General features: G+C 28.4%; 19 protein-coding genes. 3 read left to right on the top strand and 16 right to left on the bottom strand.

From position 1 onward, the window contains the following. Nucleotides 1-64 precede the first annotated feature (64 nt). The 16 genes from LPB87_RS17870 to LPB87_RS17795 all read right to left on the bottom strand — a co-directional run bounded on the left by LPB87_RS17870 (nucleotide 65) and on the right by LPB87_RS17795 (nucleotide 16,484). The gene (locus tag LPB87_RS17870; protein WP_129538997.1) at nucleotides 65-577 is read right to left on the bottom strand and encodes a hypothetical protein; all 513 of its coding nucleotides are present in this window, start codon (nucleotides 575-577) and stop codon (nucleotides 65-67) included. A gap of 5 nt (nucleotides 578-582) precedes the next feature. Further along, complete coding sequence (locus LPB87_RS17865; protein WP_129538998.1) at nucleotides 583-1,320, bottom strand: hypothetical protein; 738 nt, start codon at nucleotides 1,318-1,320, stop codon at nucleotides 583-585. A 186-nt stretch (nucleotides 1,321-1,506) separates the two neighbouring features. After that, on the bottom strand, nucleotides 1,507-1,998 hold the full coding sequence (locus tag LPB87_RS17860; RefSeq protein WP_129538999.1) for a hypothetical protein: 492 nt from the start codon (nucleotides 1,996-1,998) through the stop codon (nucleotides 1,507-1,509). Between the two features lie 169 nt (nucleotides 1,999-2,167). Continuing rightward, on the bottom strand, nucleotides 2,168-2,563 hold the full coding sequence (gene tssD / locus LPB87_RS17855) for a type VI secretion system tube protein TssD (protein WP_129539000.1): 396 nt from the start codon (nucleotides 2,561-2,563) through the stop codon (nucleotides 2,168-2,170). Nucleotides 2,564-3,039: 476 nt separating this feature from the next. Next, nucleotides 3,040-3,618 (bottom strand): hypothetical protein, encoded by a 579-nt coding sequence (locus LPB87_RS17850; protein ID WP_230728757.1) that lies wholly within the window; start codon nucleotides 3,616-3,618, stop codon nucleotides 3,040-3,042. A gap of 154 nt (nucleotides 3,619-3,772) precedes the next feature. Then, complete coding sequence (locus LPB87_RS17845) at nucleotides 3,773-4,549, bottom strand: DUF5457 domain-containing protein (RefSeq protein WP_230728756.1); 777 nt, start codon at nucleotides 4,547-4,549, stop codon at nucleotides 3,773-3,775. Nucleotides 4,550-4,558: 9 nt separating this feature from the next. After that, on the bottom strand, nucleotides 4,559-6,883 hold the full coding sequence (gene tssR, locus LPB87_RS17840) for a type VI secretion system protein TssR domain-containing protein (protein WP_230728755.1): 2,325 nt from the start codon (nucleotides 6,881-6,883) through the stop codon (nucleotides 4,559-4,561). Nucleotides 6,884-6,886: 3 nt separating this feature from the next. Next, nucleotides 6,887-7,822 (bottom strand): PKD domain-containing protein, encoded by a 936-nt coding sequence (locus tag LPB87_RS17835; protein ID WP_230728754.1) that lies wholly within the window; start codon nucleotides 7,820-7,822, stop codon nucleotides 6,887-6,889. Beyond that, entirely contained in the window at nucleotides 7,812-8,282 is a 471-nt protein-coding gene (tssO, locus tag LPB87_RS17830; protein WP_129539005.1) for a type VI secretion system TssO, read from the bottom strand. Before tssO ends, LPB87_RS17835 begins: the two co-directional genes overlap by 11 nt. Nucleotides 8,283-8,291: 9 nt before the next feature. Further along, entirely contained in the window at nucleotides 8,292-8,783 is a 492-nt protein-coding gene (locus tag LPB87_RS17825; RefSeq protein ID WP_230728753.1) for a hypothetical protein, read from the bottom strand. Nucleotides 8,784-8,793: 10 nt separating this feature from the next. Beyond that, nucleotides 8,794-9,930 carry a hypothetical protein gene (locus LPB87_RS17820; RefSeq protein WP_230728752.1) on the bottom strand — a complete coding sequence of 379 codons (1,137 nt, stop codon included), beginning with the start codon at nucleotides 9,928-9,930 and terminating at the stop codon, nucleotides 8,794-8,796. Between the two features lie 95 nt (nucleotides 9,931-10,025). Then, complete coding sequence (locus LPB87_RS17815; protein ID WP_230728751.1) at nucleotides 10,026-10,916, bottom strand: TssN family type VI secretion system protein; 891 nt, start codon at nucleotides 10,914-10,916, stop codon at nucleotides 10,026-10,028. A 33-nt stretch (nucleotides 10,917-10,949) separates the two neighbouring features. Next, on the bottom strand, nucleotides 10,950-11,855 hold the full coding sequence (locus LPB87_RS17810; RefSeq protein WP_230728750.1) for a hypothetical protein: 906 nt from the start codon (nucleotides 11,853-11,855) through the stop codon (nucleotides 10,950-10,952). 3 nt (nucleotides 11,856-11,858) lie between these two features. Beyond that, complete coding sequence (locus tag LPB87_RS17805; protein WP_230728749.1) at nucleotides 11,859-14,291, bottom strand: ATP-dependent Clp protease ATP-binding subunit; 2,433 nt, start codon at nucleotides 14,289-14,291, stop codon at nucleotides 11,859-11,861. Between the two features lie 4 nt (nucleotides 14,292-14,295). Further along, a complete protein-coding gene (locus LPB87_RS17800; protein WP_230728748.1) occupies nucleotides 14,296-16,056 on the bottom strand; it encodes a hypothetical protein in 1,761 nt (586 codons plus the stop codon). Nucleotides 16,057-16,064: 8 nt separating this feature from the next. After that, nucleotides 16,065-16,484, bottom strand: a complete 420-nt coding sequence (locus LPB87_RS17795) for a GPW/gp25 family protein (protein ID WP_230728747.1) — start codon at nucleotides 16,482-16,484, stop codon at nucleotides 16,065-16,067. Nucleotides 16,485-16,640: 156 nt separating this feature from the next. On the opposite strand from LPB87_RS17795, the gene LPB87_RS17790 reads away from it, so the two are divergent. The 3 genes from LPB87_RS17790 (at nucleotide 16,641) to LPB87_RS17780 (ending at nucleotide 19,711) form a co-directional block, all read left to right on the top strand. Continuing rightward, complete coding sequence (locus tag LPB87_RS17790; RefSeq protein WP_129539012.1) at nucleotides 16,641-17,096, top strand: type VI secretion system contractile sheath small subunit; 456 nt, start codon at nucleotides 16,641-16,643, stop codon at nucleotides 17,094-17,096. A 2-nt stretch (nucleotides 17,097-17,098) separates the two neighbouring features. Next, nucleotides 17,099-18,466 carry a DUF5458 family protein gene (locus LPB87_RS17785; RefSeq protein ID WP_129539013.1) on the top strand — a complete coding sequence of 456 codons (1,368 nt, stop codon included), beginning with the start codon at nucleotides 17,099-17,101 and terminating at the stop codon, nucleotides 18,464-18,466. A 1,059-nt stretch (nucleotides 18,467-19,525) separates the two neighbouring features. After that, on the top strand, nucleotides 19,526-19,711 hold the full coding sequence (locus tag LPB87_RS17780; RefSeq protein ID WP_230728746.1) for a transposase: 186 nt from the start codon (nucleotides 19,526-19,528) through the stop codon (nucleotides 19,709-19,711). Nucleotides 19,712-20,180 lie beyond the last annotated feature (469 nt).

Here is a 20,180-nt window from a genome sequence, read left to right as displayed (position 1 = left end):
CTTATCTCAAAAATTATTATAATGTTTGGTGAGTTTATATTTTTTTACCTCTACGTAAATATAATTAATGTAAAATATTGAGATATTTACCTTTTGATTTATATATGTCTAATATTTCTTTTGCCTGGGAGTGCCCTTTTTCAGAAGCTTTGATTAGATAGTAAATTGCTAAATCTTGTTCTTTACGGTTTAATTTATCCAAAGACCAATTTTCTACTTCTTGATTATTACACGCTGTACAGTTTAAATCAAAAAGGCTATAATACACGTCAAAGTAAGCGTCGTTATTATTGTATTTATTAGCCATTATTAATGCCCAAGGAAGAAAAGCAAACATATCTTTATCAATATAAGAAACTCTTAATTCATTATATGATTTAATATTTCCTTGATTAATTATATCTGATTCAAGTTTGTTAGAAAGCTCTTGATGGTTATTACTTATTGCGTAGCTATCATTAACTAAATCTTTTTCTACTTTATCTTTAGATGATTTAATATAAGAGCTAAATAAAATAACTCCTAAAAAAACACCTCCTAAAAAAACAAGAAGATTTGTTAAATATCGATTATTCATAACTTTTATTTTTTAGCAGGTTTTAGCCCAACACTAGAGTCTTCATAAATTAATTTTCCTTTAAAAAACATTCTATAGGACCCTTGTGACCCATCCGAATTTGGTGTTGAATCATGACTATCCCAAACACCTTTTTCATGAGCATTTGCACTACTTTCACTTTTCCCATTCGGATCTATTCCGGATGCTGTAACAACTTTTCCATCTGGTGCAATTATAATAATGTTTTCATATTGTTCAGAAATTTGTTGACCTATTGAGCTTATAATTGGATTGCCCCTATGATCTGTATCTGCTCCAGTATTACAAGCATGTAACTTTACAGTTATTAAAGCATCACTCTCAAAAGCCCTTTTAAACTCTATACTAGCTTTTTTCATTAATTCTACAAACTGTTTGGCACTTCTAATAGCTACAATCTTTCCGTTAGAATCTCTTCCTTCTATATATTTGTAATTTGCATGCGCAAAAACATCAAAATAATTATCTCCTTTAATATACCTAAAATCATTTGCGAATTTTATAATGTTATGACTATGAGAGTCATCTACGACCCATATAATAGGAGGTTCTCCCATTCTTAATTCTTTAGGACTAAATAAACTATTTGCATTTCTTCTTACAATCGTTGCTGCTAACCTGTCCGTATTTTCCCATTCGCCAGTTTCTCTATTATATCGTGGACTTCTAACACCTAATGAACTTGCATTTTTATATTTTCCTGTATTTGATGATCGAAGCATAATAACTTTATTTTAATTATTTAATCTCAAAATTGCTAAATAAGCTATTCTAATCATTGACATTTATTAAGTTTTAATAATTGCATTTCACGTTCATTTTGTAAGTCATCTTTGAAAATCATTTATTATCTCCAAGTATTTAACAAAACAATAATAATGTTAATATAATTGTTATGATTACGAGTCTTATATTTTTAAATTATTAAAATTTTTATCAACTATAAAGACAGGATCCATTAATGTATTAAAAGAACTATTGGTAACTAAAATCTTTTTGCTTTTTTTATATACCGAGCCACATGCCATATCCGACTCTATACGATATAATATATTTACTTTTTTGTCAAATAGTAAGTAGGAGCCATATATAGCAGGAGTCATTATATTTTTTTTTTCACCAATAACATCAAAGGGTATTTCGACGTATACATTAAACTCAGCGGATATATTTATAGGTACTATATAAAATTCGGGTACTATACTTAAATCTTTATAGAGTTCAATAACTTTTGTCGCGTTAAATTTTGTTAGTTCATCCTTGCCTATATAATATTTGATTCTATTAGATTTAGAAATATCAGTTTCTGAATAATAATTACATGATTTTACTATATTATGTAACGCTGTTTGAGCATTAGCCGAGAATGCTATAAAGAAAAAAAATAGTATTCCTTTCATAAGTTTTAGCTTAAAATGGAACAATTCCTGATTTTAAAACTTCTAAACATAATAAAAAATGTTAGTTTGTATTTATTCTTTGAGAATGGATATCTAAACATGATAAAACATTATGACTTTATAAAAACAAGAAGCGGTAAAAAACCGCTTCTTGTTCCAATAAGCAAAATTAAATTCTTGCCCAATTGTTATCTAATGTTGCATTACCTAATGTAATTTTCTCTGCTGAGAAAGTGATCTCTGTTACCATTGGAGTTTCTGCCAAAGCATCTAATTGCTCACTAAAGAAAACAATAAAAGCATTTTCAAAAGAAAGTTCTTTCATTACTTGTTCAGAATCAGCTTTAAAATACTTTACTTTTCCACTTACTGGTTTGTGCTGACTGTTTACTGCCTGCTCAATAACTGTAGTGTTGTCTGTAGATTTCACTCTTACGTTTAATCTACCTCCTTTAATTTCAGATGAAACAGCTCCTTTACCATCAGTATGTCTTAACATATCTACTTTTGAAAATAATACTTGGTACTCGTTTCCTTCGAATTCTAAAATTGCTTTAAATGCCATAATAAAAATAATTAAATTGTTAAAAATTGTTTTTGTTTAGAATCCTCTTTGTTTTGTATGACTAGTATTAACAAAAAAAGAGGTATTCTAACTGATTTTAGAATACCTCTTTTGTACTAATGTACTTTTTTTTGATTTGCTTCTTGTAGGAAGATGAGGAGGATTCGCAATCAATTCTTGTACGAATATATAACACAAAATTGAATAAACAAGCTAATTAACCATCTTTTTCATCAAAAATATAAAAATAAAATCAAAAACCTCAACTCGTAAATGTAAGAATCTAGTGTTTACTTGGGCTAACAGAGAATCTGTGATTTTATTTAAATAAAAATATTTTTATATAATTCAAATAAAATGCTTTGTCTCTCTTCTAATAAAGCTCCTATTTTCTGAAAATAAAAAAAAAATTAAGATAAATCATGTTCCTTCAGACACATAAAACATCTTATTGAAAACAAAATGATTCTAATGATTTACTTTCTAAGTACAAAATACGCAACAATGAGCGCAAATATGAAAGGCCCAAAAAAAAGTAAATCGGAAAAAATTATTTCCTTTTTAGAAATAGTATATCCATGTCCGGAATTTTCAGGTGTCCACTTACCTCCTCTTGATGCAAAAAGAATAATTGGTTTATTATATGTGTTTGCAAAGTCTTTATAGAATAAAAATAGTAACAGACGGAAATAAACAATATAAAAGAATGGAAATCCAGTCATGAGAAAATTTAAAAAACTACTTTTTGTTGCAATTAGTAGAATTGTGCTTAAAATCAGAATTAGTAAACCTAATAACGTGAATTCCTTAAATTGATTTTTGTCTACAATTCGTTGTGAGTTACTATAAAACAACATCCATAAACCTAATCCAACCCAATAAGAAAATGCACTGAAATCAAAAAATATTTTTCTAAAAAATAATACTAATGCTAGTAAATAAATAAAAACTAAGATTAGCACGTAAATGACAAAAGGTGAACTGCTATTTTTTTTTATATCAGCCTCTTTGTTCCAATTTTCCTTACATGTAGTATGTTTAAATTTCTTTTTCACATTTAATTTTCCGAACTATTTTTTCCAATTTCCTTCAAACTTTAAAAATATCTGTCTGACATAGGTTCAACTTAACTAACTAGCACTTTTTAGTTTTCTCCCATGAGAAAATTTCCATTTAGCGAACTAATTACATACCAGTACCCCTCTATATCTAATTAATGTTATTTTTCATAAAAAACAATAAGACAAACCCTAAAAGAACTAAAGCAATATGCAAGAATATCCCATTTACTTGAGGCTGCAGAGAATTTATCTGTTTGTTTATATCCAAGGTAGCTGCCGTATGAATTTCATTTATTTTATTTACTTGCTTCTGTAAAGAGTCAATCGTTCTATTTAAGTATAAAATGTTTTGATGCTGATTGGAAAATAGTCGTTTTACTTCCTTGTCAGACAATGCCTCTTTTTTTCTAATAACTCCTGTTTTAGGCTCAGTAAGAGTCAGTTCACTTACATCTTCGATTTTGTCATTATTAATTTCAAAGCTATTATTCAGCTTGTTAATCAAGAAAAAGATAAAGACTATATATGACAGTAAAAAAGTAGGCAAAATATACTGAGCAAATATCTCCAGTACTTTTGGTTTTGCAGCATTATGTATGTTATTTATAGTACTATAATTAGTAAAAAAAATAGGTTCTTGTTTTTGTTCTTTATTCAATCTTTCGTTTTTAAATTTCTCTTCTAAATCAATAAGTTCAAAGCGGTCTAAACTATAAAGTCCTAAGTTTTCATTTAGTTTTTTATGATGAACCATCCAATTGAGTACTTCTTCCATTTGGTATTCAGAAATACTAGAATCTTTTAGTTTCCATAAAATTTCTTTTTTGGTAAGCTCACAAGGTTTGCCTTTACTTTCAAAATAAAATAATTCTAAAATTATTTCGTGCAAAGGCTTGGCTATTTCTATTGTTTTAATAATCTCCATAATCGTTATTTATAATAAAAGATTCTTTGATATATAATAATATTTAATTTGAGATTCCTCATCAAAAACCTCAAAAGCACTGTTTCGTTGCATTTTTTCTAAAACTTCTAGCTTTGCATTTAAAGCTGTAAAAAGCGATCTAAACTCCTCTCGTTTTTTCTTAAACTTTCGGATATCTTTAATTCTTATCTCATGCAACTGAGGACTATTAACAAATACTCTAGTCTTGAAGTAAAGCAAATCTGCTAAAGAACTTCTAGCTCTTATCTTTTCTGTTTTTTTTATATTTCCTGCATACATTTTACATTTATCCTTAAAATTAAGGATCTCGACTTTATCGATATTCTCGTTAGTATACTCTTTGCTAATTAACTCTCTATAATTCTCAAGAAGTTCCTTTATTTCGCTTTCTGTTAGTAAAATATGTACCTTATCTTCTAAATTGTTATTAAGGGTGTCTTTTGCATTTATTACAAACGTTTCGTCTTTATAATTTTTTGTAATGTTGGTATCAACACCATCTTTTTGAGTAGCATTCTCAATTAAATTATTTATTTTTTGACTTGGCTGGCTTCGCAAAAAGCTAAATTCATTTTTATATTGCGTTAATGATTTTAATAAGGTATTATTTGTTTTTATAGTTTTACAAATAACACTATCAATCGCTTTATTTATGGTTTCTGGAGTAAGTTCACTATTTAATTTCGGGAATACGATACCTCCGTTGAAATTACTTTTTAAAGGAGCATTGTAGATGTAATCGTTATCATATTCTCCATTATATGTAAACTCATCGTTTTTTATAACCAATTTTGGATCTACATAATAGTTCTGAATATTTCTTTTATTTGCATTACTAGCCTCATTCAAATACATTTTACTTTGCAGGATAAAATCCTGATTATCGGCTGTATTTTCATTTCCAAAAAGAATGAATAATAATTTTGCATTATTTTTGGCTAAGGCATTGAAACTATCTGGTAAAGTAGAATTTATCGAATTATCTAAACCTGCCAAAATAAAAAAGTTATTCTCAAAATTGGCATCTGAACTCAAAAATTGACTAATTCCATTATTGTTGTTAGGCAAAATATTTTCCTTAGAAATTTCCTCAGGTGTTTTGATACTTTTTTCAATTAAATCAAACCATTTTGAAAAAGAAGGCGATTTTGCTAAATAATAACTTTTATATTTTCCTTTGGCTATAAACGAATAGGTAAAATTATAATTTGCATACAACTCATTATTCGTGGTTAATTTGAGATTTTGTAATGCCGAAAGCGTTTTCTTTAAATACTGTTTTGTTGAATTATTATTCTCAAAAATATAATAAAAGTTAATGTTCTTACTTTGAGATGCAATTTGCTCAATTGTTTTTATAGTAATATCATCACCTCTTAAGTTTGTAATTTTATTTTTATCATGGTTCCAAATATTTATTGGCAACAAAACCTTACTTACATTATCAAACTTGATTGGTTTACTTGATTGATTTTCATTTATAAAAAAAGTGTTTTTATAAAGTTCATTTGCCTGAAAAGTAATTTTCCCTGATGATAATTCTAATTTATCGGCTGTACTTAGTTTTACAACCATATTGTCTTCTATTGGATTTAGATATTGAATAGGCACCCAGCCATATTTATGATTGAGAGTATCTTTTGTTGTTATATCATCAAAATTAGATACAAAAGCCGATTTAGTAGTTTTATCTATTTTATATACATATACGAAATCATTTAACTTGATATTTTTTTTAGCTACTGTTTCTAAATTCGGTTCGTTCTTTAATAAAAGAGCCTTTTTTTTGACATTTTTATCACTAGAAAACAAATTGTCTAATGTGTTACAAGCTACAAAATACCTCACATACTTTAGATTTGTTTGATTTTGCATTGCCCTGCTATATTCAATCACATTGTCTTTTTTGATCCAACCTAGATATTGAACTTCTTTGGCATTAGAAAAATGATTTTTTTTACTCCTTAAAACAGATAGAGTTCCTTTGGGTTTACCGATCATCTTTTTATCGGCCACCACCACTTCATAATAATTTTTATCCTGATTGATTACATACATCGGGGACAGAATAGCTGCTTTATTTTTTACTTTAGAACTATAAGGTTCTTCATAAATATTATTATCCGTTCTATCTGAAAAAACTAATTTAAGCTCCGTTTTTTCGCTTTCCTTTTGCTTCTCATTATCATAAGTATTAATTGTCTTTTCTGTTTTCTTGAGAACACTTGTGCTGTTTTTTACCTGCGAAAAAATAGAATTTGTGATCAATAGACACATCAAAAAAGTATATCTAAGTAAAATGCTAATTTTCATATATTACTTTGTTTTTTTAGTTTTTTGGGTAATATTTATTTGCTTAAAGCATTTGATCGTATCTAATTTTACTTCTTGAATTACAGTCGCATTTCCATCTAAATAATGAAGTCCCTGGCAATAACTTAAAAAATCATTGTATTTTTCTTCATTGATTACCACTACCACATCCGACAAATTATTACATATATACTTATTTTTTATGTAATTAACCTGGTCTTTATACGCTCTGGTATCTCTTGCACTTAGATTGGCAATAATTTGTAATCGCCTTTTTATATCATTTAATACAATACTTGAAGAGTCCACAATTACTGGTTCTTTGAATGGCTCATACAATTGAAAAATTTCTATTTCTCTTGTAATCGGATATCTAGTTTTTTCCGTTTCTAATTTTACAGTATAAATACCAGGCTTATTAAAAACATATATCGCTTGTTTTTCATAAGAATCAATAGTTCCTGTTTCACCAAATTCCCAGTACCAATTATTAGAGCTTGGAGAATATCCTGTAAAGACAATTTCTTCTCCTACATAACCAAATTCCTCACAGAATATTTTGGGAATAGAATCTTTAGCAGTCATCGCTCGTCCGTTAACAATATTAATTTGCTTCGAAAAATCAAACTTATCATCAATCCTTAATGTTACTAAATACTTACCTGATTTTTCATAGGTATATTCTACATTCTTCTTACTTACAATTGAATCTCCATTACCAAAATACCAAACGGCTTTTTTATCAGAGATTAAAGTACTATCATTTATTTTAAACGATAATTTTTCATTTAATTCATATTGATGATTATCATTAGCATCTACTATTGAAAAATCAAGATTGCTTAACTTTTTATTAAAAGGAAATAATAATGCGACTATAATTAAAATTACCGCAATGCTAAGCAAAAGGATAACTACTGTTTTATTTTTAACGTTCATTTTTAAAATTTGCTTTACACTCGTTAAGACTTCTTACAATAAGGGTATCATTTTTTTTGACGGTACTTTCTTCAAGATTTATTTCTAAAAAAACGTTCAATAAATTCCCGCCAATAAGACAAAAATTATATGACGAATGAAATTCATTATCCTTATACAATTGCTTATATTCTGATATATTTCTTTTTACTTCATCTATTCGCTGCACTTGATTAATATCGTACTTTATAGTATCAATTGTTTTGAAAATTACTTTTGATTTATTAGCATAATCTACTTTAATCTTCTGCATTTTTTCATAATCATTAATTCTATTGAGCATATCTGTATTATTAAAATTGGGTGTTTTTAATAAAAATTTGGTAACACCGATATATATAACACAAGCACTAATGATAAATATTAAATTGAATTTTATTTTTTTCCAATATGTTTCATCCAATTCTATTGCCTTTTTCATAATTATGGATTATTTTTTTTTATTTTCCTGATTGTGTTTTTCAATACACTTTTCTAACTGAACTTTATTAATATTATAACCTGTCTCAACTTCTTTTAATACATCAATTTTAGTTTGTATACGCTGAAGCTCTACCAAAAACTCTTCGTATAAACCAAAAGAATTTGCTAGATTGGTCTTAGATTTTTGGATTTCATTATTAATTGCAAATCGCTTTTCATTAATTAAAGATTGAAGATTTTTACGTTCGTTCAATGTTCTATCTTTGAATCTTAAATCGTTAATTTCAATTAATATTTCATCAAGAAGTAAGTTCATTTCACCTTGTTTTACAGCAATATCATTGTAGTATTTATTTTTTTGCTCTAATTCGGCAACTCCTTTATTTGCAGTTATTAATGTAACATACAAACAACAAAAAATAAAAGCAAATGTTATTACAAACATGGTGTAAAACTTACGCTTCTCGGTGTTTATTTTAGTATAATTAAGTGGTTTCATCGTTTTGTTTTTAATCTAGTATCGACCATGTATTACTTCTTTGTGGAGCTGTTTTGGTTTCTTCACTAATTACAATATTTTCTTTTCTAACTCCGATATATTCTAACTCGCTTAATTTTTGCCATAAGCGTTTTAAAACACCCAAAAATTGATTCAGCTTTTCTAAGGTTTGTGTAATATCGTTATGATCGTAAACTGCACTTTTTGCTTCAAACAATACACTTAACAATTCTGATGGTTTAACATCAATCCATTCATAATAATACTGCAATAAAACTTCTTTCTCTTTGTCATCCATTAAAGTTAAAGAAGAAAGAAGGTGATTTGCTAAAACAATTATTTTATCGAACATATACACTGGAGACTCCTCTGAAGCAATATTTTTAAGATAAAAACAGTGCTCCGCATAATAATCAATTATTTTAGTACATAAACTAAATGTGTTAGATACTAACCTATTATTAGTTGAACTCTGCACATTTTTTTTATGAATTTTAATTGAAAAATCATTCAACAGATATAATTCGTTATTTACTTTTGAAAGAAATTGTTTTAAAAATTCATTGCTTTTTGCTTTTACAACTGGAGCTATATATTTATCATCTACAACAAATGTCCCGTTTTGAAATGCAATTTTTTTGACGATTAAAAAGTAACCTTCTAAAAAATTATCATTTACTTCTTTTTTATTAATAATATGTAATTTTATCTCTGGAAGTGCATGTGGGTGATGCAACGGAATTATCTCTGGATCTGGAATACCTACTGGAACTAAGTTATAAGGGTTTATAGATACAATAACATAATAATGCTCAAAAGAATTTCTATCTAAATCATTTGCTTTAATACTTACTTCAGGAAGTTTTGTCCCATAGATATCCTGATTAAAAGAAATTAAATGCCCATTCTTAGCAATCAATTCGCATTTTTTTAAATAGGCAACTAATTGCCCTCCTTCAATTTTTATATCAATATCTATTGATTTTCCACCAACTGTCTGGATACAGCCATAATTAAAATCATTTAACTGCACTTTATTATAATCACTAACAATTGTTATAAAATTGAAATAATTATTAATAAAATGGTCTTTAGTAAGTTTTACTCCATCTGTCCAATTAATTGGTAAATGTATGTTTGATTTCATAATTGCTTAAATTATTTTATTCGAGTATTAGTTAGTTTGCTAGTTTTTTTATTTTTAAAATTGATATGAGATTAAAAGAAAATAGTTTGTCTTTGTTACTCTTCAGTTTCATTTTCATTTCTATTTCTATTTAAAGCCACTCTTTTTGCGAAAATGATCTGCTTGTTTTTTAGTTTACTCTCAGAAATAGTCTGATTAGGACTTAGGTTCCTGATAAACAATGGGAAACTAAAATATTTTGCTGTATAGAAAATCCAACCTGTATCTTCATTCTCTGCACTTGATTCGATAGCATCATTTGGGAATCTATAATTTTGATCTTCTATAAATTTATCAAACCAATTGCCCAGGTTAACATCTTGCGCGATTTTTACATCAAACTTTGAGAAAATATCCGAATTGACTTTTTTCTTTATATTTATAGATACCTGCATTAAACGGAACTTATCAATGTTGTCCCAATACTCAATATCTTTACGCTCTTTCCCAACTCTCCAATATTCATAAAATGGATCTGGAATTTGCAAATACTTTTTCTTTGATTCTTCAAAAAATATTGGTGCAAATAACCATAGAATATTAAGCAGACTTATATGCGCATAACTTGATATTGCGATATAGTTAAATACCAAATAGTATATCCAAGAGGACAAAATTGCTACAATTAAAAACAAGAAGAATTTTCCTGGAGCACTATTTTGAACTCCTATATTTTGAAACATAGCTGTATCCATAAAATATAATAATCCGACTCCAAGTATTAAATAGTAAAAAACCGAAAATAATAAGCCTAACCAAATAAACTCATTATTAAAAAAAGCAAATAAAGATGGTAAAGCTGCTATAAGCGAAAAGCACAAAACAAATATTATAGCCGATTTGGTTTTGATCTTTATACTCGAAAATTGACTCATTACAAGAGTTATAATCAATATCAAAAGCGGTGCTAATAGGTATTTTAAAAAAAATGGAAGTATTGTATTCATCTGAATGTTTTCTCTTTTATTATCGTTTAAAAATTATAAAATGGTATTAATGCCTAAATAGTTTTCGTTTAACTTTATTCCCAATTGATAGTTATTAAAAAATACAATATCAATTTTCCTGTTACTAATAATAAAATACTCTAATATTTTGCGAGTAAGTATCATCTTGCGTTCTAATATAGAATAGTCAATATTTCCTTCAAAATACAGAGCAACTTCTACATCATCTATCTCACTTTCAACAGATCCACAAAGTCCTAAATTAAACCCTAAGATGCCATTGCTAAGTTTTAAAAAAGGTGATATTGTAAAGACATGTTTTTTGTATTTTAGCTTTACCACATTCCCCAAAAGCATTTCTAAAACTTTTTCTAGTTCTGGAAGATTTTCTTTTAGTTTTTCTGATTCGCACAAATAAATAAACAAGTTTCTTTTTTGATTTTTAGTCAGTTCAAATTCGATAGCCACTAATTCGTCGACTATTTTTAAAAACAAATCTATTTTATCATTAAATAAATGGAGGCTTCTTATAGTAAAATCTGTATGAGCAGAAAAAATCTCATTATCAAAAGGCATAAAAAAATCTAAAGCTACATTTTCAGTTTCTTTATTTTCTTTTACAGCCTCTACAATTTCTTTGTTAGACATCGTTGGATTACTTACCGACAATGGATGAAAAAGTAACTCGGGCAAATTATGATAAACACTGTTTTTTGCCAGATGCAAAACAAGTGCTTCTTTTGTAAGCCGTGCTCCTTCTTGATATAACATGGAAGAAATATCAATAGCGTCCCTAGAATTATTTCTTTTTGAAAGCCCTCTATGTCTAACAAAAACTTCTGCTTCGTCCTCTAGAAGATTTTGTAATTCATAAAAAAGGACCTCTCCTCTTAAATTAAAATTGACTTGTTGTTTTAAAACAGTAATATCTTGTTCCATAACTTACTTCTTTTCCCAAATAAACTCATCATCTTTTATATCCAAAATAATAGTTTCATTTTCAAGAATAGCTTCTGATATAATTAATTTTGAGATAGTTTTTTTCAAATATGTTCGCACTGTTCCTGCAATAGGTCTGGCTCCATATTTTTTAGAAAATCCTTTATTTGTTAAATACTCTAAGGCAGCGTCTGATATGTCAAATGAAATATTCTTAATGCTTATTAATTGCTCTTGTAAACGACTTAGATGTAATTTAAAAATGGCTTTAGCAATTTCAATATTTATAGGCGCAAAGGGAACAACTTCTGTCAAACGTCCTAGAAATTCTGGTCTGAAATGAGTGCTCATGATATCAATTAATTGATTCGAAGTTGGTAAATGACCACTTTCTATTTGTTCCTGAATCCACTGACTGCCTATGTTTGATGTGAAAATGATAATAGCATTAGAAAAATCACCTTCTCTGCCTAATTTATCATGTACTTTACCTTCATCCATAATCTGTAAAAAAACATCATAAACAGAAGCATGTGCTTTTTCAATTTCATCAAAAAGCACAACCGAATAAGGTTTCTGTCTAATTTTATTGACTAGCATACCTCCTTCTTCATACCCCACATATCCTGGAGGAGCACCATACAATAAAGCAGCTGAATGTTCTTCTTTAAATTCCGACATATCAAATCGGATCATAGCGTTTTCATCATCAAACAGTAACTCAGCCAATGTTTTCGTTAATTCAGTTTTACCAGTTCCTGTTGGTCCTAAAAAGAAAAATGACCCTATAGGCTGCTTAGGATTGCTCAAACCACTTCTCGATTCTATAATAGCTTCCGAAAGTGTTTTTATAGCATGTGATTGCCCTTTTACTCTTTCTTGTAATTTATCCTCAATTGTTAGAAGCTTTTCTTTTTCTCCTGCGCTTATTTTTCCTAAAGGAATTCCTGTTGCATTAGAAACAACAGCTAAAATTTCAGATTTTGTAACAGTAGCTATCTTTTCTTTTGCAATAGCCTCAATATTGATTGATAACTTCTCTATATCTCCATAAGTAACCACTTCATTTTTGACACTTTTTGAATTCTCGACAACTTCGATTTTACTCGTTACAATACAGCTTATTCGATTGTATATTTCCTTTTTTAGCAAACTAATTTTTGATTCATCATCAGGATCGCATTCTTTTATTTGCTCTTTTATTCTTATAATTTCAACTAATGAATTTGCATTTGAAACAATCACTGAAGAAGCTGTCCTGTCTAATAAATCAATAGCTCCATAGGGTAATTTTTTTTCTTTATAAAATCTTTTAGATAAATGAATTGCTTCTTTTAAAACTTCATTTTCAATCTCAATCTTATAATGTTTTTCTAGCTTATCTTTATAAATATCAAGGCATTCAAGTAATAACGAATAGTCTAATTCTTCTATGAAAATATTTTCAAATTTTCCGTTGATAGTTGTTCCTTCAATAGATTTTCTATAAGAATCAGAATCGATTGTAGCAATAATATTAATGCTTCCTTCGGTTAATTGTGTATTTATGATATTAATTACTGCATTCGATTTTGAGTTCGAAGAATTTAATAATACCTGTATATCATCAATGAAAAGTATACTCTTTCCGTTTTTAGCTAATTTTTCAAAAATTTCAATTAGCTTTTTTGAAATTTCATTTTCACTTCCACAATTTGCTACTAGTTTGGATGAATTTAAAGATAGCACTAGGGTTTCTTCAAAAAAATTGGGATCTGTTTCATGCAAATGATAGATGAGATTTTTTATGATACTAGTCTTGCCAATTCCTGACTCACCTATCAGTAAAATACCTTGATTTTCATACCGTTCTATATTCTCAAGAATTAATCTTACTTCCTTATTTCTTCCAATAATACTACTACCTTCTTCAATGATATTTTTTTTATATAATGTATCACAATAGTTAATATCGATAGTTTCCTGCTCTTCTCCATCATCAGCCAGACTAAAGCTTTTTTGAGTATTTCGCAATCCAAAATGTTTCAAAAGCTCTTTGTCACTTAAATTTAATCCATCAATTTGTTTGTCACTATAAACCAATCCTGGCTTAATAATGGCAATAAAAACACAAAATGCATCAATGTAATCTACTCCCAATCTGATTTTATTGAAATTTGATTCTGAAAAAACATGCTCGATTTCAGTATCTGCTATAATGATGTTGCCATTATTTTGAACAGAAGTATATACTTCCTTTCTCACATCAAACCATTCTTTTATATATTCTATGTCTTTTGATAGTGTTCTTAGTACCTCTACCAATCCTGTTGGCTCAAATAATAATGCGTAAGCCAAATGAGCAACCCCATAAGTACTATGCCCGTCTTGGATAGCTAATGATTTAGCAGATTTAATTGCAGATAATAAGCTTGGACTATAATCTAATTCATTCATAAGTTTAGTTAATTGTTATTTGAAATGGAATATTCATGACAGATTGTTTTTCTAAAGTTTCCTTTAAGAACAAACCTATTTTTTGCTTATTTTCTGCTTGTACTGCATATTTATCTTGCAAAATAACTTCTACATCAATAGTCCTAAAAACTCCCTTTTTTCTTTCTTCGCTAATACCTACTCCATCTGTTATTAATACATCTTTAGTAACATTTCTTAAATGAAAGTGTACTGCTGATTTTATATCTTGCTTGGTAACCAACCTTTCTTTGGACAAAAATCCATATCGTAGATTAATTAGTTTTTCAATTTTGTTATTTCTATAAATTCCGCCAAATGAACTTGTTTCAAAAACAGTAGAATCTTGAGCTAACTCTGATAAAACAGTTTGTTTTAAAATAGTACCCTTTTTTAAATTATTAGCTATTTGCCCATTTGATGTCCAATACGAGCAATAAATAATTTTAGATTTATTCGTTTCATGAATTAAAGCATACACTTCCTCTTCATCATTTACTTGACTATAACTACTACTGATTTTATTTTCAATTATGTTAATTTCCTCATTAATTTTAGTCATCGTAGCATCAATATAATCTGCATTAATATTTGAAAAAGCACTGATATCTTCTCTTAACGCCCGTACTAATTTTTTAAGGAAAAACTTAGCATTACGGGAATCGTAATTTTCTAATCCACCATAAAAAAGAGTAAATGTATTTGTAGCAAGAATATGAGGCTGTTTTATACCATTGATGAATTCAATATTTTTTTCATTAAAAACTTTCATCACATCAAGAAAATGTGTATTCGCCTCAGCTTTCATCGGAAAAAGACGTCCTTCTATTTGAGCATTATGAACTCTATGATTTAATTTCCTATTAACAACGGGGAAAGTGTTTATTTTTATTTGGATCTTATCCAATTCTTCTTTAGAGAAAATTTCAGGAAATACAAATTCTAACCAAATCAAGCCTGATTTTTTTTTGCTCGATTTTAATGCTTCTTTATCAATTGCAAATTTGTCTAGAATAGATTCATACACTAGATTTTCAGAATCTAGTTTTAATTTGTAAATAAAATTTCGATAGAAAGCTTTTATCGTTTCTGTATAGTGCTTATTATCTTGAACTTCCTCAAAATTTTCATTTTCGATTTCAAGAATGTTTCCTTTAGAATCTTTTACAGTTACATATTTTAAAAATGTATCTAATGATGAATTCTCTGTTATCAATGTGAATTTCAAAAAATTCAATTTTTCTAGATTCTCTTTAGTAGCATCTAATCCAACCCATACACTATGATCTGCAACCTTATGTTCTGAAGGCAAATGCGACACATTTTTTAAAGAATCGATCAAAAATGAATTATACATTTGAAAACTAATCTCGCCTTCAATAATGTTTTCATTGGTAAAAGGAGTAAAATGAATATCAAAATCGGTATTAGTGACCATACTTGATTTTACCACAAATTCAGTATCTGCATTTAATATTACAATACCTTTAGTAGCAACTGTACTTGCTAAAGTATGAGCTGGCATAGGAAGATTCCATTGACTTGGTACAATTTCTTGAGCAATACGCTCGATAATTTTATTATCAGATTCTACTCCCTCCTGATACAAATAATAAATTTCATACACAAAAACCTCTAACATCATCATCACCAAAGGATCTGCCATATGGATATCTTCAATCCCCCAGATTTCTAAACATTTTTTCTGTATTCTGTTTTTAATTTCAATAAACTTGACGTCTTTCATATTTAATATTATTGAGAAATTGGGCTTATATTCAATTTTGTATGAAAATTAAATGGAATTAAACTTTCTATGATGGAACCTTTAACAACTATAATTGCTTTTCTTCTTATACTTGAACTTAACTCCTTGTCATCAATTTCATCTAAAGAAATAGTAACTTCTCCTAGAATTAATCTTTTTTCAAATTCAGTAATAGATTCAAATAATGATTTTCTGACTAAATCTTCCCAGTCTCTTTTCTTGATATGTTGATTAAATTCTAAATCCCAAATAATAGTTCCGTAGCTTGGTGTCTCTGGAATCTCTCCAAAAGCGGTTGTAATTATCATCATAATATTGTAAGCTATCGATTCTTCTATCTTACAAAAATTCTCTTGCGAACCATGCAGTAAAGACTTGAAATTTATGGGGTATTTAAGATATTTCATATTAAAAAAAGATTACATTTACTTTGGTAAAAATTAGGCCTACAAAACTTCCTTTACAGAAAATTACAAAAATGAAAATAAAATACTTACAAATCACTATTTTTTACAAGTTATTTTTTATTAATTTTACAAAATTAACTAAAAATCTATAAAATTATGAGCATGTTCAATTATGGCATTGGTGGTAATGAAGTAAAAATTGATGCCAATGAATCAATTTTAGAAATTCCTTCAAACAGAACCTTGTTGATTCAAAAACTTACAAATGAGCAACCCGTAGGACCCGAAGCAGTATATGATTTACAAACAGTAGAAGCTGTCTTTGAAAACTTCAAACCGAATGTAGATTTCGAATTTACTACTGAAGATGGCTCCGATTTGAGTGAATCAATGACTTTTAAAAACCTAGGAGATTTCGGAGCAAAATCGATTAGAGAAAATAGTCCTTTTTTAAATAAATTAAACACAGAGAAAGAACAAGCTTACAAAATTATAAGACAACTCTCAAGCAATAGAGGTCTAATAAAAGCTATTCAGGATCCTGCAGTTAAGGATGCAATTATAGAATTGCTTGAAAATGCAAAAAAAGAAATCAATAATAATAAACAATAAACATGGCTATCCAAACTAAAGAACAAAAAAGTCAAGGTTCATCGAACGAACAATTGTTACAAGAATCTCCAAGTAGCAAAATAAACTTGTTAAACGAATACGGAGGTTTTGCCTTTTTAGAAAACGTAATTGATGGATTATCAAACTTAAACCCTACTAGAAAAGCTAGGAAAAACATTTTTCTTCATGATGCTCAATGGGAAAGTGAGAGAACAAATCTTACTAACAAAATTGAATTGTGGTTAGATTTATTAAAAGACAATAATTCAGTTGAATCGATGATTGAAGTTGCTAATGCAAAAGCTACATCTGCAGATTCTACACTAAATAAAAATTTAAAATATGCTTTAAATGTTTCAAGAGAATTAGAAACATCATACAGAAGTGTAGCTTTATTTTATAAAAATACGGAAAGTGACAAAATTAAGAACGTAACTATCTTAAATGCAGACATTTCTCAATTGAAAGATTTAGATAACACGCTGTTTTTTGATTATGTTTCTAATGAATTAAAACAAAATTTTGATAGATTAGATTTAAGAAAAAACTACTCTATTCTTTCTGTACCAGGTTATTTGGGTTCAAATGCAGTTTTAGATAAATGGTCTAAGATAGCTCATGAGAACAAATCTGTTTTATTAACTGATTTTCAGGATCTTGAAACACCAGATGACGTTATAGATATTTTCTTTAATGCTAATCATACTGGAGGAGACATTTATAAATCAAATACCATCATGACTTGTAACTATTTGTTAGGAAGAAGTAAATATGATGAAGTAGGCGAAGAAGAAAATTTATATATTCCACCATCTACTTCATTAGCTGGTAAAATATACAAAACTTTGATGTCTCAAGTTGTTGCAGGTAAAAAGTTTGGTGGTCTTAATGAAGTAGAAAGTGTTCGTTTTGATTTGAAAAAAAGTGAAATTTCTGAACTTGAGAAAATGGGGCTAGTACCAATGGTTAATGAATATAGCAAAATCATGGCCTTCTCTGCAAAAACATTATTTAACGGAGATAACTTAGGTTTACAAACCTATTCGGTAGTTAGAGTATTTGACCACATTACAAAAGTACTTTTTGATTTCCTAAACAGAAGAGCTTTTGAGAACTGGACTACTAGAACAGAAGCAGATCTAAGAAGTCAAATCATTAAGTTTTTGGATGGAATTAAAGGTCCAACTAACCTTATTGAGAAATTTACTGTAATGAAAATTGAGCAAGATAAAACTCAAAAAGATAGAATATTGTTAGACATTCACATTACACCTTATTTTCCAGCTAAAAGTTTTGTAATTCAATTAGACGGGCATAAAGGAGATGGTCCAGAAGAAGCTGTTTGGCATAGTGATTACAAACAAGTTTAATATAATCCTAGCTTAATTTTTACCACGAAAAAGTTTAAATTTTTTGAAGGTGCTGAAAAGCACCTTTTTTAAAGTATCAGTAAATAAAACAGATTAAATAAGACTTAGGCTTTATTTGATTACATTTTATTTGCGGAAATTACAATGGCTTATAATAACTAAAAGGTGCAAAAACAATGTGTTTAAGCACCTTTTTAGCTAATTTTTTTTCTTATCTGAGCATTTATAAACATCAATACAAAGTCGGATCAAGAACAAATTTTGAGAAGGAAGTATCAAAATAAAATAAGAGATTTGCAATCTAATAATTTATCATGCTCCCTAAGAGCTTTTGAAATTTATGCTTCTTGATTTTTTAGTATAACACTTTAAAGTTGTTTCGTCTACAAATACAGAAGAAATATTACACCTATACTTTGAAGAGAATTGCAAACCTCTAGCGGAGTTTAATGAACTTCAGTTAGTATCAGGCTTTCAAGATGAGATTACCATTCAGGACTTTCCTTTGAGAGGCAAGTTTGTCTATCTACACATCAAAAGACGTCCCTGGACTAATAAAGACACAGGTGAGATCGTTAAAAGAGATTGGAATTTAGTTACTAAGGGAAGCCACATGCCTCAAGAGTTTGTGTGTGTTTTTTTAAAAATTAATAAATAAGACTGCTATTGATTGTCGAACCATTGGAAGCTTGCTTGGAGTCAATGGGAAGAAACTACAGAGACAATATAAAAAATACCTAAGTTCTTTTAGTACATGGACTCCACATGAACATGATCATCAGTGGAATTTGTACCTTGAAAATATTGGTACTCATTTATCAATTGATGAAGTAGCTTTGTCTCAAGGATAGCTTTTACTATTGTTATTAATGAGGAAGCCAGAAACAAAAATAGTTGCTTAGTTGCTATTCTTATCAGAACAAAGGCTGATCAGGTTATTGAACATATCTGATAAATTGATTACAAAAAAAACAAAAAAACAAAAAAATTGTGTCCAAGAGATAACACTTGACATAGCCAATTCCTTGAAATTGATTTCCAAAAGATGTTTTCCAAAAGATGTTTTCCAAAAGATGTTTTCCAAAAGTCGTGCAGGTTACCGATAGATTTCATGTTCAAAAATTAGCTCTAGAAGCATTACAGGAGCTTAGAATCAAATATCGTTGGGAAACTATGGATGCTGAGAATCGAAAAGAGAGGGCAAAACCTATATCCCAGAACTTTTCTCTAATGCAGACTCTGTAAAGCAGTTGTTAGCCAGAAGCAGATGTATTCTTTATAAATCTAGTAAAAAATGGATTGAGAGACAAAATAAAAGAGCTCAGATCTTATTTTAGCCTATATCCTGATATAAAAACAACTCATAGACTAGTACAGCACCTTCGTGGGATTTATAACAACAAACTCATTGCTATGATCAAACTAGCACATTAATATAGCAATGTAGAAGAATCAGGTTTTAAGAACTTTAATATCCTACTAATACCATAACGTTTAATTACTAGTCAATCTTAAACTATTTTGATAATAGAAGTACTAATGACTAATGTTCAGCGGAATCTTTTAACGCTAAAGTATAAGCGTTTAGACGTCAATTTAAAAGAGTACGAAAAGTGATTTCTTCTTATTCAGATTATCTAATCTTTTTGGATAATCCCCAACTTTTGAACTTGATCCGTATTTTTTTGAGTAATTATCTAAAAAGTTTTGGACA

The sequence above is a fragment of the Flavobacterium sp. EDS genome (assembly GCF_020991525.1).
Taxonomy (GTDB): domain Bacteria; phylum Bacteroidota; class Bacteroidia; order Flavobacteriales; family Flavobacteriaceae; genus Flavobacterium.
This window is presented reverse-complemented; position numbering and strand designations above follow the sequence as displayed.